The 23,644-nt window shown below is 53.8% G+C and carries 23 protein-coding genes and 1 pseudogene; 9 read left to right on the forward strand and 15 right to left on the reverse strand.

All coding sequences use genetic code 11. From position 1 onward, the window contains the following. Positions 1-9: 9 nt before the first annotated feature. From ACZ1HF_RS01365 to secG, 12 genes and pseudogenes are all read right to left on the reverse strand, one after another. Positions 10-1,305 carry an NAD(P)/FAD-dependent oxidoreductase gene (locus ACZ1HF_RS01365; RefSeq protein WP_472655821.1) on the reverse strand — a complete coding sequence of 432 codons (1,296 nt, stop codon included), beginning with the start codon at positions 1,303-1,305 and terminating at the stop codon, positions 10-12. Next, positions 1,302-2,660, reverse strand: coding sequence for a glutamine synthetase family protein (locus tag ACZ1HF_RS01370; RefSeq protein ID WP_472655822.1), 1,359 nt, complete (start codon positions 2,658-2,660; stop codon positions 1,302-1,304). The genes ACZ1HF_RS01365 and ACZ1HF_RS01370 overlap by 4 nt, the downstream gene beginning before the upstream one ends. 1 nt (position 2,661) lies before the next feature. Then, positions 2,662-3,351 carry a type 1 glutamine amidotransferase gene (locus tag ACZ1HF_RS01375; protein ID WP_472655823.1) on the reverse strand — a complete coding sequence of 230 codons (690 nt, stop codon included), beginning with the start codon at positions 3,349-3,351 and terminating at the stop codon, positions 2,662-2,664. Positions 3,352-3,370: 19 nt separating this feature from the next. Beyond that, the gene (locus ACZ1HF_RS01380) at positions 3,371-4,177 is read right to left on the reverse strand and encodes an ABC transporter permease (protein WP_472655824.1); all 807 of its coding nucleotides are present in this window, start codon (positions 4,175-4,177) and stop codon (positions 3,371-3,373) included. Further along, on the reverse strand, positions 4,174-5,040 hold the full coding sequence (locus tag ACZ1HF_RS01385; RefSeq protein ID WP_472655825.1) for an ABC transporter permease: 867 nt from the start codon (positions 5,038-5,040) through the stop codon (positions 4,174-4,176). Before ACZ1HF_RS01385 ends, ACZ1HF_RS01380 begins: the two co-directional genes overlap by 4 nt. After that, the gene (locus ACZ1HF_RS01390; RefSeq protein WP_472655826.1) at positions 5,041-6,243 is read right to left on the reverse strand and encodes a leucine-rich repeat domain-containing protein; all 1,203 of its coding nucleotides are present in this window, start codon (positions 6,241-6,243) and stop codon (positions 5,041-5,043) included. 54 nt (positions 6,244-6,297) lie between these two features. Further along, positions 6,298-7,029 carry a transporter substrate-binding domain-containing protein gene (locus ACZ1HF_RS01395; RefSeq protein WP_472655827.1) on the reverse strand — a complete coding sequence of 244 codons (732 nt, stop codon included), beginning with the start codon at positions 7,027-7,029 and terminating at the stop codon, positions 6,298-6,300. Positions 7,030-7,062: 33 nt separating this feature from the next. Next, positions 7,063-7,841, reverse strand: a pseudogene (locus ACZ1HF_RS01400) (ABC transporter ATP-binding protein). 103 nt (positions 7,842-7,944) lie between these two features. Beyond that, positions 7,945-8,388: a tellurite resistance TerB family protein gene (locus tag ACZ1HF_RS01405; protein ID WP_472655828.1), complete on the reverse strand. Its 444-nt coding sequence runs from the start codon at positions 8,386-8,388 to the stop codon at positions 7,945-7,947. A 22-nt stretch (positions 8,389-8,410) separates the two neighbouring features. After that, entirely contained in the window at positions 8,411-9,082 is a 672-nt protein-coding gene (locus ACZ1HF_RS01410; protein WP_472655829.1) for a hypothetical protein, read from the reverse strand. A 114-nt stretch (positions 9,083-9,196) separates the two neighbouring features. Continuing rightward, on the reverse strand, positions 9,197-10,843 hold the full coding sequence (locus ACZ1HF_RS01415; protein WP_472658952.1) for a CTP synthase: 1,647 nt from the start codon (positions 10,841-10,843) through the stop codon (positions 9,197-9,199). Between the two features lie 170 nt (positions 10,844-11,013). Further along, a complete protein-coding gene (secG, locus tag ACZ1HF_RS01420; RefSeq protein ID WP_472658953.1) occupies positions 11,014-11,376 on the reverse strand; it encodes a preprotein translocase subunit SecG in 363 nt (120 codons plus the stop codon). A 147-nt stretch (positions 11,377-11,523) separates the two neighbouring features. On the opposite strand from secG, the gene ACZ1HF_RS01425 reads away from it, so the two are divergent. After that, entirely contained in the window at positions 11,524-12,816 is a 1,293-nt protein-coding gene (locus ACZ1HF_RS01425) for an adenylosuccinate synthase (RefSeq protein ID WP_472655830.1), read from the forward strand. 11 nt (positions 12,817-12,827) lie between these two features. Further along, complete coding sequence (locus tag ACZ1HF_RS01430) at positions 12,828-13,055, forward strand: DUF2842 domain-containing protein (protein WP_472655831.1); 228 nt, start codon at positions 12,828-12,830, stop codon at positions 13,053-13,055. A 23-nt stretch (positions 13,056-13,078) separates the two neighbouring features. Here the strand turns inward: ACZ1HF_RS01430 and ACZ1HF_RS01435 are convergent, their stop codons facing one another. Together ACZ1HF_RS01435 and ACZ1HF_RS01440 are read right to left on the reverse strand one after the other, a co-directional pair. Beyond that, on the reverse strand, positions 13,079-15,556 hold the full coding sequence (locus ACZ1HF_RS01435) for a hypothetical protein (RefSeq protein WP_472655832.1): 2,478 nt from the start codon (positions 15,554-15,556) through the stop codon (positions 13,079-13,081). A 143-nt stretch (positions 15,557-15,699) separates the two neighbouring features. Further along, positions 15,700-15,936, reverse strand: coding sequence for a hypothetical protein (locus ACZ1HF_RS01440; RefSeq protein WP_472655833.1), 237 nt, complete (start codon positions 15,934-15,936; stop codon positions 15,700-15,702). Between the two features lie 197 nt (positions 15,937-16,133). On the opposite strand from ACZ1HF_RS01440, the gene ACZ1HF_RS01445 reads away from it, so the two are divergent. The 7 genes from ACZ1HF_RS01445 to ACZ1HF_RS01475 all read left to right on the forward strand — a co-directional run bounded on the left by ACZ1HF_RS01445 (position 16,134) and on the right by ACZ1HF_RS01475 (position 22,937). After that, complete coding sequence (locus ACZ1HF_RS01445) at positions 16,134-16,787, forward strand: thiamine diphosphokinase (RefSeq protein WP_472655834.1); 654 nt, start codon at positions 16,134-16,136, stop codon at positions 16,785-16,787. A gap of 78 nt (positions 16,788-16,865) precedes the next feature. Then, positions 16,866-17,654: a ribose-5-phosphate isomerase RpiA gene (rpiA, locus tag ACZ1HF_RS01450; protein WP_472655835.1), complete on the forward strand. Its 789-nt coding sequence runs from the start codon at positions 16,866-16,868 to the stop codon at positions 17,652-17,654. A gap of 21 nt (positions 17,655-17,675) precedes the next feature. Next, positions 17,676-19,031, forward strand: a complete 1,356-nt coding sequence (gene gor / locus ACZ1HF_RS01455) for a glutathione-disulfide reductase (RefSeq protein WP_472655836.1) — start codon at positions 17,676-17,678, stop codon at positions 19,029-19,031. Between the two features lie 71 nt (positions 19,032-19,102). After that, positions 19,103-20,248, forward strand: coding sequence for an FtsH protease activity modulator HflK (hflK, locus tag ACZ1HF_RS01460; RefSeq protein ID WP_472655837.1), 1,146 nt, complete (start codon positions 19,103-19,105; stop codon positions 20,246-20,248). Then, entirely contained in the window at positions 20,248-21,117 is an 870-nt protein-coding gene (hflC, locus tag ACZ1HF_RS01465) for a protease modulator HflC (RefSeq protein WP_472655838.1), read from the forward strand. The genes hflK and hflC overlap by 1 nt, the downstream gene beginning before the upstream one ends. Further along, positions 21,114-21,314, forward strand: coding sequence for a DUF2065 domain-containing protein (locus tag ACZ1HF_RS01470; RefSeq protein ID WP_472655839.1), 201 nt, complete (start codon positions 21,114-21,116; stop codon positions 21,312-21,314). Before hflC ends, ACZ1HF_RS01470 begins: the two co-directional genes overlap by 4 nt. 156 nt (positions 21,315-21,470) lie before the next feature. Beyond that, positions 21,471-22,937 (forward strand): DegQ family serine endoprotease, encoded by a 1,467-nt coding sequence (locus ACZ1HF_RS01475; protein ID WP_472655840.1) that lies wholly within the window; start codon positions 21,471-21,473, stop codon positions 22,935-22,937. 35 nt (positions 22,938-22,972) lie between these two features. Here the strand turns inward: ACZ1HF_RS01475 and ACZ1HF_RS01480 are convergent, their stop codons facing one another. Further along, positions 22,973-23,527 carry a peptidoglycan-binding domain-containing protein gene (locus tag ACZ1HF_RS01480; RefSeq protein WP_472655841.1) on the reverse strand — a complete coding sequence of 185 codons (555 nt, stop codon included), beginning with the start codon at positions 23,525-23,527 and terminating at the stop codon, positions 22,973-22,975. Positions 23,528-23,644: the final 117 nt, after the last annotated feature.

Below are 23,644 nucleotides of genomic sequence, written 5' to 3' on the forward strand. Positions count from 1 at the left end.
ATGAAAAAGCTAGAGCCCCAGACGGTCGCGTGTGGCATACCATGTCATCGCCAATGCCAGCAGAGGTGAACGGAACGCCCCGCCACCAGGAAAACTGGGGGTTGGCAGCTTTTCCAGCAGGTTCAGGCCGCCTAGTTCTCCGGCGATGGCGTCGGCCATCAGTTTGCCCGTGAACCCCGCCAGTGCGAGGCCATGGCCGGAATAACCCGCAGCCGACAGAATATTGGGCGCGGGGCGTGCTATATGGGGCAGGCGGGACATGGTGATAGCAAGCGTGCCACCCCAAGCATAATCTATCTGTATGTCTTTGAGCTGTGGAAAAACCTGCGCCATAGGTTTACGTACCAGCGCTGCAATATCTTTGGGGAAGCGGTAGCCGTAACTCTCCCCTCCGCCGAAGATCAGGCGTCTATCCTCGGAAAGGCGAAAGTAGTTGATCACGAATTTACTGTCGGCCACGGCGATGTTTGTGGGCAGTATGGTGTCATCAACAGGGGCGGTCGCAATCATGAAGTTGTTGATGGGCATTACTTTTGCCGCAGTCGCGCGTGTCAGACCTGTGCTATAACCGTTCGTGGCAATGATAACGCCTTTGGCTTTAACGCGGCCTTGATCTGTTTGTACCACCGGGGCAGAGCCTTGAATGATGTTATGAACATGGCTGCGTTCAAAGATGCGGACACCAGCGGTGCTTGCCGCACGGGCCAGCCCGAAGGCATAGCGCAGCGGGTGCAGATGGCCTGCATCATGATCCAGCACGCCGCCCTGATAGGTATCCGCGCCGATATGGGCGCGGATGGAATCGCGATCCAAATGCTCGATTTTCTCATAGCCGTAATGCTCTGCCAGATAATTCGCATCGGCATGGGTGCGTGCAACGTCGTCTGCGTGCCAGTCGGCATGGGCTACGCCGGGGCGATAGGCAGCGTCAGGGGCGTGATCATTGCAAAGTTGCCGGGTTAAGGATTTGGCGGCCTCGGCCATGTCCCATAATTTATGGGCATCAGGTTTTCCTACAAGCTTTTCAAGCTCTTGCTGGCTCTTGTTGAAACCCGTTCCCAATTGTCCGCCATTGCGCCCGGAAGCACCAAAACCAACGCGGTGCGCATCGAGTAGAACAACATCAAGCCCTGCTTGTGCTGCATGTAAAGCAGCGGACAGCCCGGTATACCCACCGCCAATAATGCAAAGATCAGTGCTGAGCTGCACTTTCAGATTTGGGAAAGCGTCAAGGGGCGTGGCAGTGGCTGCATACCAGCTGTCTGGGTAGGCGCCACGTTTGTCATTGGCGAAAAGTAGGTTCATACATTCAACAATAGGTGCTCACGCTCCCACGGGCTGATGACATGCAGGAATTCCTCATATTCCGCCGATTTAACGATAGAATAGACACGCGCGAATTCAGGATGAAGAATATTTCCTATAGTTTTGGATTCGTTCAGTAATCCTAGAGCCGAGAAAAGGTCGCGTGGAATATCTTCTTCGGCATCATAGGCTTCGCCCGTGTACATTTTGGTGGGGCTTTGGCCTTCTTTCAGGCCCAGATAGCCGCAGGCGAGCGATGCTGCAATGCCAAGATAGGGATTGCAATCCATACCGGCCAATCTGTTTTCAACACGGCGAGAGCTTGCGTCCGAGATTGGAACACGAATACCGGTCGTGCGGTTGTCGTGGCCCCATTCCAGATTAATCGGCGCTGCGTGATCTTTTACATAGCGCCGGTAGCTGTTCACGTAAGGGGCCAACAATGCGATGACCGATGGTAGATGGCGTTGCAGCCCGCCGATGAAGTGCTTGAAATAGTCTGTTTCGGCACCACGCGGTCCCGAGAAGATATTTTTGCCGGTTTTCATATCGGTCACAGAATGATGGATATGCATGGCAGAACCCGGCTCACCTTCAATCGGCTTTGCCATGAAGGTGGCGAAACAGTCGTAGCGCAGGGCGGCTTCACGGATCAGACGTTTGAAATAGAAAATTTCGTCAGCCAGTTTCACCGGGTTGCCATGGCGAAGATTGATTTCAAGCTGACCTGCACCGCCTTCCTGAGTGATGCCGTCAATCTCAAACCCCTGCGCTTCGGCGAAATCATAGATGTCGTCGATCACCGGGCCGAATTCATCCACCGCAGACATGGAATAAGACTGACGGGCTGCGGCGGGGCGACCGGACCGACCCATCATGGGTTTAATTTCTTCCGCTGGGTTCAGATTGCGGGCGACAAGATAGAATTCCATCTCAGGGGCAACGATCGGATCCCAGCCTTCCTTGCGATAAAGCTCTACCACGCGTTTCAGGACATTCCGGGGCGCCATGGGGATAGGCTCCCCCTGTTGGTCAAACGCGTCGTGGATCACCTGAAGCGTCCAGTCGCCGGTCCATGGGGCAGCGGTGGCGGTGCTCATGTCAGGCTTCAGGATCATATCGGGTTCTGTAAATCCGCTATCACCTGCCGCCTCGCCCCAATCGCCTGTAATGGTCTGGAAATAGATAGAGTTTGGCAGGTGAAAATGCGCCTGACGCGCAAATTTCGAAGCAGGCACCGCCTTGCCACGGGCAATGCCGGGCAGGTCGGGAACGATGCATTCGACCTCATCCAGACGGCGATCCTGTAGGTAGATCTTTGCGGCCTCGGGCAGTTCATCAAGCCAGTTAACCATTCTAGGCCCCGCGTGGTTGAGTGAAGAAATCAGCAATCTTCCGGGCAAGTATGTCATTGCTGGTTTGCGCGCCAGTTAGCGTAGCTGCCCGATCCATAATGTCGTCGGGGTAGTCCGCGTCCCCCTTGCGCATTTTGACATAGTCCGCGATCAGCGCACCGTCAAATTCCGGGTGCGCTTGGATCGTAAGGGCACGGGTGTCATAGATCAGCGCTGCATTCTCGCAAAAACTGTTGGAGGCAATAGGTTCTGCACCTTCGGGTTTGTGGATCACTTGATCCTGATGCCAGGCGTTCAGCTTAACGTCCCCAAGCTGGTCAAACTGGTAGTCATTCAGACCAATCGCCCAACCGCCTTCAAATTTTTCTACCTGCCCGCCAAGGGCCTGCGCGATAATCTGATGGCCAAAGCAAATGCCAACCATTGGGATATGGGCGGCGTAGACATCACGGATAAAATCTTCCAGCGGTGGGATAAATGCGTGATCTTCATAGGCCCCGTGTTTGGACCCTGTCAGAAGCCATCCATCGCAGTCCGAGACCATATCGGGGAACTGCATGTTCTCAACATCATAGGTTGCGAAGATGAAGCCATTCCTGTCCAGAAGCATTTGGAACATATCGGAAAAGTCACCATGCGTAGGCTGAAGTTCCGGCGCGGTGTGGCCGCAAGCAAGGATGCCGATTTTCATAAGAGGCTCGTGATTGTTTTCATCGGATAATTTGCGGTCGTAATTTCAGTTTTGGCCGCTGCTCTTGTGGGAGGTGCCGGTTTAGATAGGTATTTACCATGCCGAACAGCGTGATGACCACAAGGGTCAGCAGTACGAAGTAGAAAGCGACGATCGGATAGGGAATGAATGGGTTGAATGTTTTGTCTGCGAAATAGCTGGCATAATAGAGCGCGTCCCCGCGTTGTTGCCATGCAGGAAAGCCCGAGAAGAAAACCAGTGTGGTGGCGTGGAATGTGAAGATCGCTTCATTGGTGTAGGCAGGCCAGGCAAGACGCAGGGAAGTGGGCCAAATGATGCGGCGGAAGCGTTTCCAACCTGTCATGCCGTATGCATCGGCGGCCTCGACTTCGCCTTTAGGGACCGAACGAAGCGCGCCGTAGAAAATTTCGGCAGCGTAAGCTGCGGTGTTGAGAAACAGCACGATCAGCGCACCGGCCCAGGCAGAGGTCAACCATCCCAAAGCAGGCGTTGAACTTTTGAGGCTGAGAAACAGGAAATAGGCGAAGAAGAACTGGATAAACAGTGGTGAGCCTCGGAAGATCAGAATGAACCATTCGGCGGGTATTCTGACCCATGGGTTTTGGGCCGCCTTACAAACGGCGATTGCGTTTGCAAGAAAAAAGCCCGCGATCATTGCTAAAACGCCGAAATAGATATTCCATAACATACCAGAGCCGATCAGGGTGAATTGCTCGCATAAAGTAAAGTTTTCACGAGGCAGCAGGCGTTCCCCAATGCCGATGGCACGCAGCCCATAATCCTGAATTGTCTGAACGCAGCTCATGACGTCCCGCCCAAAGTTGCCTGCCCATGGGTAAGGCGCTTCATGATACGTTCCAGCACGAATTCCGAGACTTTTGTAAAGGCGAGATAAAAGACCAGAAGGACCAGAAAATACCAAATCCTCCAGTCGCCATGCGGGTAATCTGTGAAGCGTGGGTTCTTGGTGCCGCCAAGTTCGCGCGCCCAGTACACGATATCTTCGACCCCCAGCAGGAACAGCAGCGGCGTGGCCTTGATAAGAACCATCCAAAGGTTGCTAAGGCCAGGCAACGCATAGACCCACATCTGTGGCACCAGAATGCGCCAGAAGCTCTGGCGAGGGGTCATGCCGTAAGCCTGCGCTGTTTCAAGCTGTGCCTTTGGCACAGATCGCATGGCCCCAAACAGAACATTAGCGGCGAACGCGCCGAAGACGATGGCGAATGTCAGAACGGCTGTGAAGAAGCCATACATCTCATGCACCCATTGCGGGGCGTTGTTTTGGGGCAGTTTGGCTGCGGCGCAGACAACGAAGTCATTGCCCTGACGGACAGGAAGTACCCAATCAGGGCAAAAGGCACGGTGACGTAAGTATTCAAACGTCTGATCCAGTGCGATGACGAAGAACAGGAAGAAAACGATATCCGGCACAGCGCGCACAATAGCAATGTAGCTTTTCCCGAACCAACGCAGCGGCAGGATGCGGGACCGCGCGGCCGTCGCCCCGCCAAAGCCAAACAGCAGTGCCGTCGGTGCTGTGATCGCCAGCAAGGTCAGAACGGTGCCAAATGACCAGTAGAACGCCATATGCTTCCCGGTAGTCAGGTAGCAGCTCAGCCATTTCAGGCCTGCAAGGGCAGATGGGTCGGCGCAATAGGTGAACACTTAGCCTCCGTCCCTTCGGGCCGCAATAAAGTCGCTGATATCGTCCTTGCGCAGAGGGGCCTTGGCGTTACCCGGGATCAGCATAAACAGCTTATCGAGCTCCAGGATCGGGCGCATATCAACCTCGGGCAGGTCGGGCGCGCGCAGGGAAGCCAGGTCCTTGAAATTGATCAAGATGGACAGGTCCAGAGGCTGCTGCGGCAGGGTCAGGTCATTCAGGTTAGACAGTTCGGCCAAGGGCGAGATGTCTGTGACCTCTGTCTGCTTGAAGCGCAGGGTGCGCAAGGTTCGCAGCCCTGCCAGTGGCGATACATCCGTGACGCGGGTATTGTTGAAGGTCAGCTTGCGCAGGCCCGAGGCATCCGCCAAAGGCTGCAAATCGCTGACGGAAGTGTTCTGAATTTCAAGCTCTTTGAGTGCAGTCTTGCTTGCCAGCGCGGAGATGTCCGTTAGACGCGCCCCTTCGGCAAATAGCGCCTCAAGCTCTTGGGCGTTCTCCAATCCGGTGAGCGAGACTGTCCAAACGTCCTGCATGTAAATCGTCTTCAATGCGGGCATTCGCGCCAAAGGTGCGAGCGAAGCGACCTTGGTGTAGGAGATCTCAATAAATTCCATGCCCTGCGCGTTGCTAAGGGGCGACAGGTCTGCCACATCGGTATTATACAGGTCAACCCGACGCAGCTTGGTCATGGCGGATAAGGGCGACAGGTCCGTGGCCCCGACCGTGTGCAGGTCGATGAATTCTAGCTGCACCAGCGGGGCGACAAAGCGCAAGTCCTTAAGCCAGCGATTGCCACGCAGTGACAGGCTCGTAAGCCCGGTTAGTTGCGAAATGGGTGCCATGTCTACGGGGTTTTTCAGGCCCGTTACGCGCAATTGCTTCAGTTGGGAAAGCTCCGCTAGAGGGGTCAAATCTTGAACTATGAGCCGGTCAAGCGTCAATTGCTCCAGCGCAGGGAAGCTGCGCAAAGCATCCAGTGCCACTTCGCCTTTGAAGCGCAGCCCCGGGCTTAGCCGTAGGTCTGTCAAGTTCGGGAACTTCTCAAGGATCGAGAGGTCGGGGACATCATCGCTGAGCTGCAAGCTTAGCTTGGTCGTGTCTGCCTCAATGCATTTGCGCCCGATTTCTATGCAGTCGCTGGCAAGCAGCGGCGCGCTACAGCATAAGGCGACAAGCAATGGGGCAATCAATTTGCGGATCATGAGGTCACTCAAAGTAGCGCCGGGGCAAAACGCCCCGCCGCGACCATTTGGGGTTTAGAAAATGGCCGAGTCGGGCAGATGCTTCTTGATCAGCTCGTTCAAAGTGCCGTCCGCTTTCATGGACTGGATGGCTGCATTGAATTTCTCTTTCAGCTCTCCATCGCTTTCGCGCACGCCAAGGCCGATACCGCCGCCAATCAGAACATCTTCACCGACGATTTCAAGATCACCATCTTCGTCAGCAATGGGTTGCAGGAAGGCTTTGTCGGCCAACACAGCGTCCGCTTCCCCACCTTTCACGGCAGCAACGGTTTCTTCCGGTGTTGCGAATTCCACCACAGTCGCCCCTTCCATGGAGGCGGCATGGCTGGCCTGAATAGTGCCCGTTTGTGCGGCAATGATTGCAGAAGAAAGGTCTACATCAGCTGACGCTGCGACAAAGACGGAAGGATCGGGCTGTGTATACGGATCGGTGAAATCGATGACCTCGTCCCGCTCATCTGTGATCGACATGCCAGCCATAATCGTGTCGTAGTTGCCAGACACAAGGTTCGGGATAATGCTGTCCCATTCGTTTGTGACCCATTCGCAGGTCAATTCGGCGCGTTTGCACAGCTCATCACCCAATTCCCGTTCAAACCCGTCAACTTCGCCAGCATCATTGATAAAGTTATAGGGAGGGTAGGCGCCCTCGGTTCCCATGCGGATCGTATCGCCATGGCCGTCAGCCAGTGCAATGCCCACAGATAGGGCAAGGGCGGTGGTGGTCAGGATAAGTTTTTTCATGTTGGTCTCTCCAAGTTGGTGCGCAGTTTTTTATCAGGCTGGCACAGTCGCGCGTAGAAACTGTTGTAGCCGTTCGGTTTTGGGCGAGCCAAAGACCGTATCAGGGGGCCTTCTTCTTCGATCAGGCCCTGGTGAAGAAATACGACATGATCGCTGACATCAGCAGCCAGTCGCATGTCATGGGTCACGATGATCATGGTGCGGCCTTCATTTGCCAGATCCCTGATCACCTTGACGACTTCCTGCTCAAGTTCCGGATCAAGAGCAGAGGTAGGCTCATCAAACAGCAGCGCTTTGGGTTGCATGGCCAGCGCCCGGGCGATGGCAGCGCGCTGTTGTTGGCCGCCAGACAATTGCGCCGGATACACATCGCATTTATCGCCAATGCCGACCTTGTCCAGTATGGCGCGTGCGCGGGTTTCGACCTCGGCCCGGTCTTGTCCCAGAACAGTCACCGGGGCCTCCATGACATTTTGAAGGATGGACATATGCGCCCAAAGGTTGAATTGCTGAAACACCATCGACAGGTTTGTACGAATGCGCGTGACTTGTTTGGGATCAGCGGGCCTGCGTGACATGCCGCTGCCTTTCCAATGCACAGCTTCGCCGCAAAACAGGATTTCGCCTTGCTGGCTGTCTTCCAGCAGATTGGCGCAACGCAGCAGGGTCGATTTGCCAGACCCGGATGAGCCGATCAGCGACACCACATTACCCGCCTTGGCGTTTATATCGATGCCTTTGAGGACCTCCAGCTGGCCATAGGCTTTGTGAAGGTTGCGAATTTCAATGACAGGTGGTTCAGGTTTGGTCACGTATGGCAGCTTATTATTATCCCCGGTGACGTAGTTGCCCTGAAAAGCATGAGGTTTGCAATGGGTATTGCGGTGTTGACGTAGGATCAGACGCAGAAAACTGTTAGCTGAGCCGCGCTTCAACTCTTTGACGCGCCAATGCGCTGTCAACATCGTTTATACCCAAAAGAGGCGCTACGAGCCTGAGAAGCCCGTCTTCTTCCTTATCCCGCTCACCATCGGCCAAGGCCAGCTCCCACAGGCTTTCGATAATGGCGGTGCGATCTTCCAGATCGACAGCTTCCTTGATGGCGCGCGTGAAGCGAACCGTGTCAGGGGCTTCTTTTTCAAGCTGCTCAGCAGCAACGCGCAGGTCCTCGGCTTCCACATTCAGCAGGTTATAGCGGCGCGACAGGATGTTTTCGATCTGATCCTTTTCCACCACAGCATAATCACCATCGGATTTTGCAATACGCACAAGAAGGGCAGCCAAGGCCAGCCGCGCATCTGCGTCGGGTAGCTTTGCCGGTTTGTCTGCAACCAGACGTTTTAGAAATTCGCCAAACATGCGATGTATATAGACCGCAGTTTCAGATAGGCCAAGGTGCGCCGGTCAAGCTGTTGTGAAGGGTTCCGATAGTCTGCGACTGATCAAAAATCACATCGTCAATGGCAATGCCTTCGGGATCGCTGTTTGTGATGGTTAGCCCGGCAATATCAGCGATACCGTCAGTGCGTTTAAAGCCATATCCAGCGCGTCCCCAATCGAGTGTAAGTTCCAACTGATCGATCTGCGCACCACCGCGGTCGAAAAATGTCACGCGCATTTTGCCACGCGGCAGCGTCTCGGTCTCAGGATCGGCGGCGACTTGAAAGCCCAAAGCGGCTTGGTCAATATCAAACAGAATCGAAATTGCACCTTCCCCATTGGCTTCGCGTGCTGGAAAACCAGGGGGTGCGTGGCCGATCATCTGATTGGTCAGAAAGTAGAAGAAAGCAACCGCAAGGTTGTGCCCCGGCGCGCCTGCACGCAAGCTAAGCGGTGCTGTCGGCAGACCGGACAGCCGATCAAACCCATCTTCAACGTCCAACGATTGGCCATGGAAACTTTCGGCAAAAGAGGCACCGTCGAAGGTCTGAATGCCCTCAAGGTTCATACCGGGCGACTGTGTTCTGGGCAGGCTTTCAAAATCGATGATGCCAGTCAGTTTATCCTGAAGGGACGGGTAGGGCACTTGCTGCACATTTTGCGCTGCGGCCATGGGAGCCGTAACACAAAAAAGAAAAACAATTTGCAAGACCTTGAACATATGGTCGTAAATCCGGATTCGATACGGATATGAGGCCACATATCTAGGATTTTCGCAACTTTTACGTTAAACCAGACGTGAATTCTCTTTTGCGGCACGCACGAAATCAGCAAATAGCGGGTGTGGGGCGAAGGGTTTGGATTTTAGTTCGGGATGGAATTGCACCCCAATGAACCATGGGTGGTCCTTGATCTCGACGATCTCAGGTAAGCGGCCATCGGGCGACATGCCCGAGAAGAGCAACCCGCAGTCTTCAAGCTTCTCACGGTATTTGATGTCGACTTCATAACGGTGGCGGTGACGCTCTTCGATTGTAGGCGTGCCATAGATGCCTGCCACCTTGGACCCTTCGGTCAGGGCCGCCGTATAGGCCCCCAGACGCATTGTTCCACCTTTGTCATCATCGCTTGTTCGTTTGATCGTGTTGTTACCCTGCACCCATTCCTTGAGATGGTATACAATAGGTGTGAAGCGTTTCTTGCCGGCCTCGTGATCAAATTCTTCTGACCCGGCGTCTTTCAAACCAGCCAGATTGCGCGCGGCTTCGATGACGGCCATCTGCATTCCAAGGCAAATCCCCAGATAAGGGATATTGTGTTCGCGCGCGAATTGCGCTGCTTTGATTTTGCCTTCGGTGCCTCGTTCGCCAAACCCGCCGGGGACGACAATCGCGTGAAAGCCTTCAAGATGGGGTGCGGCATCTTCGCGGTCAAAGAGCTCTGCATCGACCCATTCGATCTTGACTTTCACCCGATTGGCCATGCCGCCATGCGTCAGCGCTTCGGCAATAGACTTATAGGCGTCCTCCAACTGAGTATATTTACCAACAATGGCGACATTTACTTCACCTTCGGGATGCTCGATCCGATCATAAACATCCTCCCACCGTTCCAGATTGGGGCGTGGGGCCGGGGCAATGCCGAACGCATCAAGGACGGCCTGATCCAGACCCTCGCTATGATAGGTAAGTGGCGCTTCGTAGATCGATTTCAGATCTTGCGCCGCAATAACACTGTCAGGGCGCACATTGCAGAAGAGCGCCAGTTTCTCGCGTTCTTTCTCGGGGATCGGACCCTCGGACCGGCAAACCAGAACATCGGGGGCCAACCCGATCGAGCGGAGTTCCTTGACGCTGTGCTGGGTTGGTTTTGTCTTCAATTCACCGGACGCCGCAATATAGGGCAACAAGGTCAGATGCATGAAAATGCATTGCCCGCGGGGCTTGTCCTGCGAAAATTGTCGGATCGCCTCGAAAAATGGCAATCCTTCGATATCGCCGACAGTACCGCCAATTTCGCATAGCATGAAATCGACCTCATCCTCGCCAATTGAAATGAAATCTTTGATTTCGTTGGTGACATGGGGGATCACCTGAATTGTTTTTCCTAAATAATCGCCGCGCCGCTCTTTTTCCAACACTGTGGAATAGATGCGGCCAGAGCTGACAGAATCTGTGTTTCGCGCAGCGACCCCTGTGAAACGCTCGTAATGACCGAGATCAAGATCGGTCTCGGCCCCGTCATCAGTGACAAAGACCTCGCCATGCTCAAAAGGGCTCATCGTACCGGGATCAACATTCAGGTAAGGGTCAAGCTTGCGCAACCGCACTGAATAGCCGCGTGCCTGCAACAAAGCCCCCAATGCGGCCGAGGCCAGTCCCTTGCCGAGCGAGGATACAACCCCACCAGTGATGAATACGAGATCGTGCCATATGTTGCTGGTGTCCCGTGATTTTTTGAGCCGTCTTTGTGGTGCAAAAGGCCCTTCAGAGCGCCTAGTTCACGGGATTTAAGACATAAAGGATTCGAAGTGATCCCGCAACCGGTCACGCAATATTATGTGTGCCTCAATCTTTCTGAAGGCAACACATAGTAGGTATAAAATTATTGGTCTGCGTTGGGCGGTGTCAAAGGCGCATCGCCAGAGCTTGGCGGTAGCAGGTCGTCCGCAGGGGGCGGTGTCGGACTTTCTTCAGCTGCGGGCGGCAGTAGGTTGTCTGAATCCAGTACGGACCCACCACTTGAATTTTGCGCAGAAATCACCGTGAGTGAGATCGAGGTGATCACGAAGGCAATCCCAAGCAGCCATGTCACTTTGCCCAGCGGACTGATCCCCGGTCTGCCGGACATGGATCCACCGCCGCCACCACCGATTCCCAAACCACCGCCTTCAGAGCGTTGAATCAGCACAACGCCGATTAATCCCAACGACAGGATAAGGTGGATAATGAGAATGATGTTTTCCATAAGATCTGATGCCATTTATTTGCATGTTTGGGGGTATGTAAGGCCCAGTTGCGTCTCGCGCAAGGCGTTTTGGCAGGATTGAGGCTTTCCCCAAGGCAGTCGGTCGTTATACCGGCGCGGGTTTCACTCCAGCGAAGGAAAAACAGTATGGCCAATGTCGTCGTCGTCGGTGCCCAATGGGGGGACGAAGGAAAAGGCAAAATCGTGGATTGGCTGTCTGAGCGGTCCGATGTCATTGCCCGATTCCAGGGTGGTCATAACGCAGGGCATACGCTGGTTATTGATGGCAAGGTTTACAAACTGTCGCTTTTGCCCTCGGGGATCGTGCGGGGCGGTAAGTTGTCGGTCATTGGCAATGGCGTTGTGCTGGACCCTTGGCATTTGCGTGAAGAAATCGCCAAGCTACAGGGGCAGGGTGTGGAGATCACGCCTGACAACCTGATGATCGCCGAGAATACCCCGCTGATTTTGCCGGTACACGGAGAGCTGGACCGCGCGCGTGAAAACCAGAATTCCGTAGCAAAAATCGGCACAACAGGGCGCGGCATTGGGCCTGCTTATGAAGACAAGGTGGGGCGGCGCGCCATTCGGGTAGCTGATCTGGCAGATGCCGAGACGTTAGAGACACGCGTTGACCGGATGCTGCAACACCACAACACGCTACGTCGGGGCATGGGGCTGGCCGAGGTGGATCGCACTACGCTGATTGCGCAATTAGCAGAGATTGCGCCGAGCGTTTTAAAATATGCCGCACCGGTCTGGAAAGTGCTGTCAGAGAAACGCAAGGCCGGAAAACGCATCCTTTTTGAAGGCGCGCAGGGTGCGCTGCTGGATATCGATTTTGGAACCTACCCCTTTGTGACCTCATCCAATGTGATTGCGGGGCAAGCGGCCACCGGCACAGGGCTGGGGCCGGGTGCTATCGATTTTGTGCTGGGCATCGTCAAGGCTTACACAACTCGCGTGGGGGAAGGCCCGTTCCCGGCCGAACTGGACGATGCCGATGGTCAACGTCTGGGCGAACGGGGCCATGAATTCGGCACGGTCACAGGTAGAAAACGGCGCTGCGGCTGGTTTGATGCGGTTCTGGTGCGCCAAACCTGCGCAACATCAGGTGTGTCAGGGATCGCGCTTACCAAACTGGACGTGCTGGATGGGTTTGAAGAACTGAAGATATGTGTGGGTTACATGCTGGACGGAGAGCGGATCGATTACCTGCCGACCGCAGCTAATCATCAGGCCCGCTGCACCCCGATCTACGAAACCATGCCGGGCTGGTCCGACAGCACAGAAGGTGCCCGCAGCTGGGCTGATCTGCCAGCGGAAGCCATCAAATATGTCCGCCGGGTCGAGGAATTGATCGAGTGTCCGGTCGCACTATTATCTACATCACCGGAACGCGAAGATACTATTTTGGTGACGGACCCGTTTGCAGATTGAGAGCTTGAAAAATGGCACTGAGCTATAAGGCAAGAAGACGCTGGTCACTGCTGATCTTACTGGTTGGACTGCCGGTATATATCGTAGCCGCCGTCACATTGGTTGGTCTGCTTGAGCGACCAAGCATCCTGATAGAACTTCTGATCTATGTTGGCCTTGGCGTGCTCTGGGCTTTGCCGTTCAAATTTGTTTTCAAAGGCATCGGCCAAGCAAATCCGGAAAGGCCGGATCAGTCATAAATTATCGGTGCGCTGGCCTCGCTTTATCCAGCGTATCGTGCCGCCGGCTCGTATTTTGATCCTTTGGCAATCATGTATTTGCCGTCCTTGTGCTTGTGCAATTTACCTTCGCGCAAGAGCGAACCAAAGCTGCGCAATCCTGCTTCGCGTGAAAAGCCTTCTTTGGCGGTAGATAGCGAGGCTGCTTTGCGCAGAAGGGTGGGACGCGTGAAATGTGCGATACCCTCAATATAGGTCATGTAGGCTGCGGCGGCCTCGATAACGTCGGGCATTTCCAAAGCATCGGCGTCGGTCGCATATTGCGTGAAACTAATGCGTTCTGCGTCGGCAAAGATATTAGCACTGTTGTCTTTATCTTCTTCTTCACCTTCCAAATCCGGGTGTTCAATATAGGCTCGGACCTCTGCGCCAAGCCCCGTCTCTTTTTTCAAAGCTTCGCTGACGTGACTGATCACCACATCATCCGGATCATCATCAGAGGGCTGTGCGCCGGACAGAACCAAAGGAGAACCTTCGCCATCTGTTGGCGCGGTGGGGCCAGAATCCACCACGCGTGCCAGATCCTGGCGATATTGATCCAATTCGCGTTCTTCTTCGGCAATCGCGTTATCAGTTATCGAGGAGTCCGCTTTTGTTGCAGCGACCGCAGCTTTCATATGCGCAATTGAGGCGCGCCTTACAGCACTTTGGTCTTCTTTCAGCAGATAGCTTGTGGCGCTCATCAACCGATCAAGCGCATCTTGGTCTTCGGTCAATGCTTCCCTGCGGGCACGTTTGCGCGCAACGCGGTCGGCCTCATTCTCATCCTTATGGTCGTCTTGCGAGTCAGGCTGCTTTTCGTCATCAATAAGCTCTTCTTCCTGATGGGGAGGCTCTTCACCAGTATCAAAATCCTCTGGCGCGTCTTTGATGCCATCTTCGGCGAAGATGTCATCATACCCTCCGTCTTCCATATCTCGTGTCAGGATCAGCGGTTCTGGTTTGTCTGCGCTCTCGGGCTGCTCTGGTGTGATATCCTGCGCTGGCACCTTGTCGGATGACGGCGTTTCTACAGGTGTTGTCAGCTTCAGCGGAGCATCTGGTGCTGGTGAGGCAACTGATGGTTCTTGCGCTGCCTCTGTCTCCACAGTTTCACTCCTTACCGGAGGTGTTTCGGGTTGTGCAGGCTCAGAGGGTTGTTGCAATATCTCCGGAGCCGGAGCCGGAGCCGGAGCCGGAGCCGGAGCCGGAGCCGGAGCCGGAGCCGGAGCAGGCTGTTCGGCAGTGGACTGCCCGCCTTTCAGGGCAGCACGCAACTGTGCGATGGATGAGTTGATTGCTGGGTCATTGACCTTGGGCTTGATACTATCTTCATCATCCTCGGAACGCAGTGGTGAGCGTTTTGCTATACGCGCGACAAAAGCCTTCTTTTCCTGATCTGTCGTGACGGATGTTACCGTTTCGGGTTCTTCGATAAGTTCCGCAGCAACAGGCTCAAACGGCGCTGCATCATCCTCATTTGATGCGCCATCCGCTACATCGGCAGGCTCGACATCAACAGTTTCAGGGGCCTGTTCCTCAAGGATTTCCTCCTCATCTAAGTCGGAAACTTCGTCAACGTCACCCTCACTGGCAGCTTCAAAGTCTTCAGTGGCCCCTTCTGATAAACTATCTTCAGAGGGCTCTTCCTCTGAATCATCGTCATCATCGTCCCACATATCCTCATCTTCGGACGCAGATGAGTCGCCTATATCTTCAACCTTTTCATCTTCAATCTCTTCGATATCTGAACTTTCAGCGTCATCATTCTTCGCGAAATATTCGTCGATATATTCTTCGGGCCCATCCACATGAGCTATCTCGTCAAGATCGATATCTTCTGCGTCGTCTTCGAGCACCTCGGAGGTACCTTCTTGCGTTTCGGCAGCAATGGTTTCGTCTGTATCGTCTGCCATGACCTCGTCATCTGGCGTGTCGGCTTCAGGTTCGGATACTTCGTCGGCAATCACATCTTCGGCTTCGTCCGCAATAAGTGCCTCGTCTGGAAGAACGTCGTCGTCCGCTTCATCTGTTTCGGCTGCCTTGGTTAGACCAGATGCTTCACTGACTTCCTCGACACTATCTTGCTCAGCAGCCTGATCAGCAGGGCCTTCCTCAGTTGCCTGATCACCGGTCTCGTCCTCAGAAGTCTGATCAGCTGCCTCTTCTTCATCGACCTGGTCAACGATTTCAGGCTCGGATTGGGGCGCTTCTTCGGGTTCGGAAAGCTCAGCTATGGGGTCGTCATTATCCGAAAGATCTTCGGCACTTTCCGTGCGGCCAGAGGTTTCGGATGTCGTAGATACCTGCTGTCGCGTTTCAATGGGCGTTTGATTATCTTTTTCTGCGGTGGTTTCAGTTGGCTCAAGCGCAATGTATTCCTGCGTGAAGACGATATCGTCAGTCACTTCAGGTGTTGCGGGCGCTTCCTCTGCAGCATTTTGGTCGAAGTCGATCACCATGGCAGCATCGGATTCATCCAAATTCTCTGCATGCTGGTCTTCGTTGTAGTCATCTTCGATTGGGATTGTCGCTTTCGCGGCAACGGCACGGATGCTTTCAAGCTTCTCGGCAATGGATTTTTCATTATCCGTATCTGAAACAGCATTATCATCATCAGTTTGATCTATTTCTGGCGCGAGCGGGGAGCTTCCTGTCGCAAAATCACGCCATCATCAAGCTTCTCTGCGGTGACATTTGCATCTGCTGTAGATTGTGCAATTTCTGTAAGCCGCGCGATGTCGGGCGTGTCGTCTTGTTGTGCCGAAAGTTCGCGAAAATACTCGGTTATTACTTTCATCGTCTCGAACGGGTCTTCAAACCCCTCAAGGCTACATGAAAACGTCCCAAAAGAGACTGTCAATACTTTACTCTCACCAAACACGGCGTACTCGCTTTCTATCGAACTCAAAGGTAGAATTTAGCATGTCCGTACCATAGACCCAAAGGAAACCTCAAAAAATCTCAAATCCCAAACAAAAATCGATATATGAGTTCTATTTGCATATAGGAGAGGTCCGCTTTGTTTCTAGGTGATGCAGTAATTCATCAAAATAGCGCATGATTGTACAGTCGGGCACATTTTTGACACTTTTGGGTGGCGGGGCGTCACATTTTTGCCATCTAGAACAAGCGCTTGAGCTTGCGCCGATTCTTGTCGCAGCCGATAGCGGGGCTAATATTGCTTTGCAAGCAGGCCATATGCCGTCAGCGGTTATTGGCGACATGGACTCCATTTCCGCTAGCACTCGGCAGAAAGTTCCCCCATCACAATTTCATGAGATCAGTGAGCAAGATAGCACCGATTTCGAAAAATGCCTGCGGAACATCGAAGCTCCGGCTATTCTGGCTGTGGGCTTTACGGGCGGGCGACTGGATCATGAACTGGCTGCCTGCACCGCTTTGATCCGCCACCCCGAGCAGACATGCCTATTGATTGGGGACCAGGACATCTGCTTTCTCGCGCCGGAAAGGTTTTCCATTACCCTTCCGGTTGGGACGCGGTTTTCGCTATATCCGATGGCCCCGGTGAAAGGTCAAAGCACCGGGCTTCTTTATCCGATTGACGGGCTGGACTTATCGCCAATCACCCGTGTTGGTACATCAAATGCAGTGACAGGGCCGATAGAGCTATATCTGCCGGGGCGCACGACTCTGATCCTGTTGCCACGCATATATCTTGAGGTCGCGCTGGATGCGTTGGTGAAACCTTGAAAATCTTGTGTTTTTTGTCTCTCGCTCCTGTGCATGAAACCGCTTATATAGATTTGGTGTTCTTGAGGAGTGTGCCGTATGACTGACAACCTTTCCCCGATTGACAAGGCCAAATATGTCGCCGCGAAACGCGCGGTTGAATATGTTGAGGATGGGATGCGCGTTGGTCTTGGCACTGGCTCAACCGCGGCCTGGATGGTCAAATGCCTTGGCGAAATGGTGCGCGATGGTGGCTTGAAGATTACAGGTGTTGCGACCTCGACCCGCACGGCGCAGCTGGCCCAGGAAGTGGGCGTACCCATCGTAACCTTGGACGAAGCGCGCTGGCTGGATCTAACAATCGACGGGACCGACGAATATGATGGCGACCTGAACCTGATCAAAGGGGGTGGCGGGGCGCTTTTACAGGAAAAGATCGTGGCGACTGCCTCGGATCAGATGGTAGTAATTGCCGATCAGTCCAAGAAGGTAGAAAAGCTGGGCGCGTTTCCACTGCCCATAGAAGTGATCCCCTTTGGCTGGCAGACGACACGGGCGTTGGTCGAGGAAAGCCTGATCAATATGGATGTGCTGGGGCGCAAAACATCTTTACGGATGGCCGATGATGAACCTTTCCGCACGGATGAAGGCAATCTGATCCTTGACTTGCATCTCCGTCAGATTGGCCAGCCAAGGCAGTTGAGTTTTGTTTTGAACCAAATCCCGGGTGTCGTAGAAAACGGTCTGTTTCTGGACATCTGTGACGTGGTTGTGATTGGTAATGCGGACGGTTCTGTTGAAGTACGGGATATCAATAATGGCACGGTTAATCATGAACGTGTTGATCTGAACGAAACTGACAACCTGTTTGTCGATATTGCCGATTGACTGGCAGATAAGGATTTCCCCATGAGCTTTGATGTTGACCTATTCGTCATTGGTGGCGGGTCCGGTGGTGTCCGCGCAGCTCGAGTTGCGGCCGCAACCGGGGCAAAGGTTGCTCTGGCGGAAGAGTTTCGGATGGGCGGCACCTGTGTAATCCGCGGCTGCGTGCCAAAGAAGCTGATGGTCTACGCGTCCAGCTACCGTGAGATTTTTCACGATGCATCTGATTATGGCTGGGAGGTTTCAGCAGGGGGCTTTGACTGGCACAAATTCCGCAATCGCCTTCACGGTGAATTGGATCGGCTGGAAGGTATCTACCGCAGTCTTCTGAGCAATTCTGACGTCACCATCCATGATGCTCGGGCGACGCTGAAAGACCCTCATACGGTGCGTCTAAGCACCGGTGGTGAAATAACGGCGAAACATATTCTGATCGCCACTGGTGGGCATCCGGTCAAACCTGATCTGGAAAACGCTGATCTGGGGATCACCTCTAATGAAATTTTCCTGCTGGAAGATTTGCCGAAATCCATTCTGATTATCGGGGGTGGATATATTGCGTGTGAATTTGCCTGCATCCTGAACGGATTGGGGGTTGAGGTCACGCAATTCTACCGTGGCGCGCAAATCTTGCGTGGTTTTGATGATGAAGCGCGGGGTCATATTGCGGATCATATGGTGCGCAATGGCGTTAAGCTTCATGTGGGCACTAACCTGCTGGAAATGCGCAAGCAAGATGACGGCATTTGGGTCAAAGGCACGGACGGGTCAGAACGTATTTACGGCGAAGTGATGTTTGCCACTGGACGCGACCCTAACACGAGCGATCTGGGGCTGGAAAATACAGATGTCAAAATCGGCAGACGGGGCCAGATTGAGGTAGATAAGTTCTCCCAGACGGCGCAACCTTCGATCTATGCCATTGGCGATGTGACGAACCGGGTAAATCTGACGCCAGTGGCGATCCGCGAAGGCATGGCTTTTGTAGAGACCGTCTTCAACGGCACCCCAACCCCTGTGGATCACGACCTTATTCCATCAGCGGTGTTTACTCAGCCGGAATATGGTACAATAGGCCTGACAGAAGAAGAAGCGCGTGATCAGGAACCCGTGGATATTTACTGCACCTCGTTCAAACCAATGCAGCGCGCCTTTATTGGACGGGACGAACGTGTGTTGATGAAATTGATCGTTAGCCAAGAAACCGACAAGGTGCTGGGCTGTCATATCGTTGCTGATCATGCGGGCGAAATGATCCAACTGGCAGGGGTCGCAATAAAGATGGGCGCGACGAAAGCGCAATTCGATCAGGTCTGTGCCGTCCACCCGACAATGGCAGAAGAACTGGTGACAATGAAAACTCCAATGAGAAGTGCTTGAATTTCAGCGCAATACACCCAATTACAAATGCAACAAAGCACAAGCTAATTCGCAAGAGGGAAATAACCTGAATGTCCAACAATAAAGGCGGACCTTGGGGCGGCGGTGGGAACCGCGGCGACGGGGATGACCAAGGTGGCAATAACGGTGGTCGAAAGCCTGGTGGCGACGGCCCACAAATTCCAGAAATCGATGAGATCATGAAGAAAGGCCAGGAACAGCTGCGCGTGCTCATGGGCGGTCGCGGTGGACGTGGCGGAAATAACGGCGGTGGCGGCGAAGGTGGCCCGGCGTTTTCCAAAGGTAGTTTGGGGTTGATCGGTTTGGTCGCTTTCGGGGTGTGGATATTTGCATCCTTTTACAGCGTTAAACCGGAAGAACAGTCGGTCGAGCTGTTTCTTGGTGAATTCTCTGAGATTGGTGAATCCGGCCTGAATTTTGCCCCATGGCCTATCGTGACCAAAGACATCATCCCCGTCACGCGGGAACAGACGGAAGATATCGGATTTGGCGGGCGTGGCGGTGATGCGGGGCTTATGTTGACCGGGGACGAAAATATCGTCGATATCGATTTCCAGGTGGTCTGGAACATCAATGATGCGCAGAAATTCCTGTTTAACTTGGCTGATCCGCAGCAGACAATTCGCGCTGTGGCCGAGTCTTCGATGCGTGAAATCATTGCAACATCAGAGCTTGCACCGATCCTCAACCGCGATCGTGGCGTTATCGCGGGCCGTTTGCAGGAACTCATACAAGCTACGCTGGACAGTTACAATTCTGGCATGACTGTCGTGCGTGTGAACTTTGACCGCGCCGACCCGCCCCGTGAAGTGATCGACAGCTTCCGCGAAGTGCAGGCAGCAGAACAGGAACGCGACCGCTTGGAAAAAACCGCAGACGCCTATGCCAACCGTGTTCTGGCGGGCGCACGTGGTGAAGCTGCGCAAACCCTTGAACAAGCCGAAGCGGACAGGGCAAAATTCGTGAATGAAGCCGAAGGTGAAGCAAGCCGCTTCAGCGCCGTTCTTGCAGAATATCAAAAAGCCCCTGAGGTCACGCGCAAGCGTCTTTATATCGAAACCATGGAAAAAGTATTCGGCAATCTGGACAAGATCATTCTTGACGATGCAATTGATGGCGCAAGTTCGAACATCGTGCCGTATCTACCGCTCAATGAGCTGCGTAAACCACAACAACCAACAGAAGGGTCGAACTAATGAACAAGGGTTTGATTTCACTATTGGTTGTGATCGGCGTCGCTTGGTTGTTGCTGTCGTCTCTCTTTATCGTTGATGAGCGGGAAAGAGCACTGGTGCTGCAATTTGGACAGGTAAAGGCGGTTAAGGAAGAGCCAGGCCTCGCGTTCAGGATACCGTTTATCCAAGAAGTCGTGCGGTATGACGACCGAATTTTGTCTCTTGATACGGATCCGCTCGAAGTTACACCGCTGGATGATCGGCGTTTGGTGGTTGATGCGTTCGCGCGCTACCGTATCCGCGACGTTGTCCAGTTCCGCCAGGCTGTAGGTGCGGGCGGTGTGGCCACCGCAGATAACCGGATTGACCGCATTCTGCGCGCTGAAATCCGTGAAGTTCTGGGGTCTGTGGCATCCAATGACATTCTGAGCACGGACCGTGCAGCGCTGTTATCTCGTATTCGGGATGCAGCCCGTGCCGAAGGTAACGCGCTGGGCCTTGAGGTGATTGATGTTCGCCTGAAACGCACGGATTTGCCTGAGCAAAACCTTGAAGCCACATTTGCCCGTATGCGGGCCGAGCGTGAACGTGAGGCCGCAGACGAGATTGCACGTGGTGAGGAAGCCGCTCAACGGGTGCGCGCGCAGGCGGATAGAACTGTGGTTGAACTTGTCTCGGATGCGCAAAAGAATGCTGACATTATTCGGGGTGAGGCGGAGGCCCGCCGCAACAATATCTTTGCGGAAGCTTTCGGTGCAGACGCAGAATTCTTCGAATTCTACCGCTCACTCAAGGCATATGAGCTGTCATTGAAAGGGTCAAATTCCACTATGGTCATTCGGCCTGACAGCGAATTCTTTAACTATCTGAAATCGGATACCGGTCAGTGATCACCCATGTTGCTCTGGCTATTGGTTTGGTTTTCGTTGTCGAGGGGCTGGTGCTTGCACTGGCCCCTTCGCGCATGGAAGATATGCTTAAGATGCTGAGCGAAATACCTATCGAACAACGCCGCCTGTTCGGCCTGATTGCGGTTGCCTGCGGCACTGTATTGGTCTGGGTGGCAAAATCAGCATTTGGAGAATAGACTGGTTCGTGCGAGAATTTGACATCTTTCTCACGCAGAGTTGACACTCAAAATGGCGCTATGCGTTGAACCTGAACTCAAAAAGCCCAGATTATACAGGCAAACCGCCCACACCACCTGGGCCACCAAGAGCCAAAACAATCGGAGGACCCTGAATTGTACGCTCACGTAATTCAAAAGACTAACCGCCGTGAAGGGCCAATTCAGTTGCTTGCCGCCCTGATTTTTGGCGTAGCGCTTGTACTGGCACAAACCATCACGGCACATGCCAAGATGCCTGAAAGCTTTGCCGATCTGGCTGAAAGTGTCAGCCCGTCTGTGGTGAATATCACCACGTCTACGACCGTTGCTGGCGTGCAAAGTGGCCCTGGCCCCATTGTGCCCGAAGGATCACCGCTTGAAGATTTCTTCAACGACTTTCTGGACCGTCAGGACGAAGGACGCAGACCGCAACGATCCTCGGCCCTTGGGTCCGGGTTTGTCATCTCTGAGGACGGGTTCATTGTCACGAATAACCATGTAATCGATAAAGCCGATGAGATCGAGATCGAGTTCTATTCTGGCAAACGTCTGGAAGCCACAGTAATTGGCACAGACCCAAAAACAGATATTGCGCTTTTGAAGGTCGAAAGCGATCAGCCGCTGCCATTTGTTCCTTTTGGCGATAGCGACGCTGCCCGTGTCGGGGATTGGGTGATGGCCGTCGGCAACCCGCTGGGGCAGGGCTTCTCGGTCTCTGCTGGTATCGTATCGGCCCGTGATCGCGCCCTTAGTGGCACCTATGATGACTACATCCAGACGGATGCAGCGATCAACCGTGGTAACTCTGGCGGTCCGCTGTTCAATACTGAAGGTCAGGTTGTTGGCGTTAATACCGCAATCCTTTCACCAACGGGTGGGTCAATCGGCATTGGTTTTGCCATGTCCTCCAAAGTTGTCACGAAAGTTGTCGATCAGCTGAAAGAATTTGGCGAGACACGCCGCGGCTGGCTTGGTGTTCGCATTCAGGACATTACGGATGATGTTGCGGAAGCGATGGGTCTGGAAAAGACTGCTGGCGCATTGGTCACAGATGTGCCCGATGGTCCGTCCAAAGATGCAGGTATGCAAGCAGGTGATGTGATAACCACCTTTGATGGCGCCGAAGTTTCGGACACACGCGAACTTGTGCGTATCGTTGGAAACACGACCGTTGGGAAGGCAGTGCGGGTTGTTGTTATACGCGACGGCAACACGGAAACACTGAAAGTGACGCTGGGTCGTCGTGAAGATGCCGAGAATACAGCCGTACCAGCCGTGGCGGAAAAGGAAGCTGATCCGCAAGAGAAGCTTATGTTCGGTATGACAGTGTCGGCCCTGAATGACGAATTGCGTACACAGCTTGATCTGTCAGACGATGACACGGGCCTTGTGGTCACGGATGTATCCGAAGACAGCACGGCCTTTGAAAAAGGTGTGCGTGCTGGCGATCTGATTGTCGAGGCCGGACAACAGAGGATTGAAACGCTGAAAGATTTCGAAGCGCGTATCGACGATGCGAAAGAGGCGGGACGAAAATCCTTCCTTATGCTGATCCGCCGGCAAGGCGACCCGCGTTTCGTAGCCTTACCGCTGGACGAATAACTCAACACAGGAAAAGGCACCTTCGGGTGCCTTTTTCATTCTGCTGGGTCGTCGGGTTGCAATCCTATGATCTCTACCGGGACAACCCCTAATTGTCGTGCCGCTGCCAGGCTGAGCGCCTCACTATCAAGGCCCAGAGGCTTTTGAAAACTACGAATAGCTGCGCGGGTTTTTGGCCCTAGCTCACCCGTAACAGGTGCATCGTAGAGATCTCTTGCGGCCAGGGCTCTTTGCACTGTTTTTATGGCGTCTTCGCCCAGATCAGATGTGCAAATGGTCTGGAACCAGACTTCTTTGCTGGGCTCGACTACAATATCACGTGGCGTGGTCTCATAGATGGCCGGTTTGATTTCTTTGCCTGTGCCGTCAATCTGGGCTGGTGTAACAATCACCTGCTCAATTACGGTTCCGATGACAGGCGATGCCATGCCGCTTTTCCAGCATGTGCCTTCTGGTGGGTCTGATGGTTCGCTGTCCAGTAGCCGAAGGGCAGGTGGTGCGATTTGCTTGCTTCCGACCTCGGGTTGAGGTGGCGCGCAGCTTGCAAGGCAAAACGCCAGCGCGGCTGCGAATGTTAGTCTTTCCAACATGGTTTCAGAACTCTTTGCTCACATATTGATGCAGGTTACTGCCTCTGATCCATTTACGAAAGCGGTACGATAAAGCGATAGACCCATGGGGGCTGGCAAAACGCTCTGTGCTGGACT

It is taken from the genome of Litoreibacter sp. GN1-5, assembly GCF_055693805.1.

Coding starts and splice junctions, on each gene's coding strand:
- hflC (WP_472655838.1), top strand. CDS start 20,248: ATGAACAAGGGTTTGATTTCACTATTGGTTGTGATCGGCGTCGCTTGG.
- ACZ1HF_RS01480 (WP_472655841.1), bottom strand. CDS start 23,527: ATGTTGGAAAGACTAACATTCGCAGCCGCGCTGGCGTTTTGCCTTGCA.
- ACZ1HF_RS01445 (WP_472655834.1), top strand. CDS start 16,134: ATGATTGTACAGTCGGGCACATTTTTGACACTTTTGGGTGGCGGGGCG.
- ACZ1HF_RS01410 (WP_472655829.1), bottom strand. CDS start 9,082: ATGGCCGCAGCGCAAAATGTGCAGCAAGTGCCCTACCCGTCCCTTCAG.
- ACZ1HF_RS01380 (WP_472655824.1), bottom strand. CDS start 4,177: ATGAGCTGCGTTCAGACAATTCAGGATTATGGGCTGCGTGCCATCGGC.
- ACZ1HF_RS01395 (WP_472655827.1), bottom strand. CDS start 7,029: ATGAAAAAACTTATCCTGACCACCACCGCCCTTGCCCTATCTGTGGGC.
- ACZ1HF_RS01405 (WP_472655828.1), bottom strand. CDS start 8,388: ATGTTTGGCGAATTTCTAAAACGTCTGGTTGCAGACAAACCGGCAAAG.
- secG (WP_472658953.1), bottom strand. CDS start 11,376: ATGGAAAACATCATTCTCATTATCCACCTTATCCTGTCGTTGGGATTA.
- ACZ1HF_RS01425 (WP_472655830.1), top strand. CDS start 11,524: ATGGCCAATGTCGTCGTCGTCGGTGCCCAATGGGGGGACGAAGGAAAA.
- ACZ1HF_RS01430 (WP_472655831.1), top strand. CDS start 12,828: ATGGCACTGAGCTATAAGGCAAGAAGACGCTGGTCACTGCTGATCTTA.
- ACZ1HF_RS01390 (WP_472655826.1), bottom strand. CDS start 6,243: ATGATCCGCAAATTGATTGCCCCATTGCTTGTCGCCTTATGCTGTAGC.
- hflK (WP_472655837.1), top strand. CDS start 19,103: ATGTCCAACAATAAAGGCGGACCTTGGGGCGGCGGTGGGAACCGCGGC.
- gor (WP_472655836.1), top strand. CDS start 17,676: ATGAGCTTTGATGTTGACCTATTCGTCATTGGTGGCGGGTCCGGTGGT.
- ACZ1HF_RS01375 (WP_472655823.1), bottom strand. CDS start 3,351: ATGAAAATCGGCATCCTTGCTTGCGGCCACACCGCGCCGGAACTTCAG.
- ACZ1HF_RS01370 (WP_472655822.1), bottom strand. CDS start 2,660: ATGGTTAACTGGCTTGATGAACTGCCCGAGGCCGCAAAGATCTACCTA.
- rpiA (WP_472655835.1), top strand. CDS start 16,866: ATGACTGACAACCTTTCCCCGATTGACAAGGCCAAATATGTCGCCGCG.
- ACZ1HF_RS01365 (WP_472655821.1), bottom strand. CDS start 1,305: ATGAACCTACTTTTCGCCAATGACAAACGTGGCGCCTACCCAGACAGC.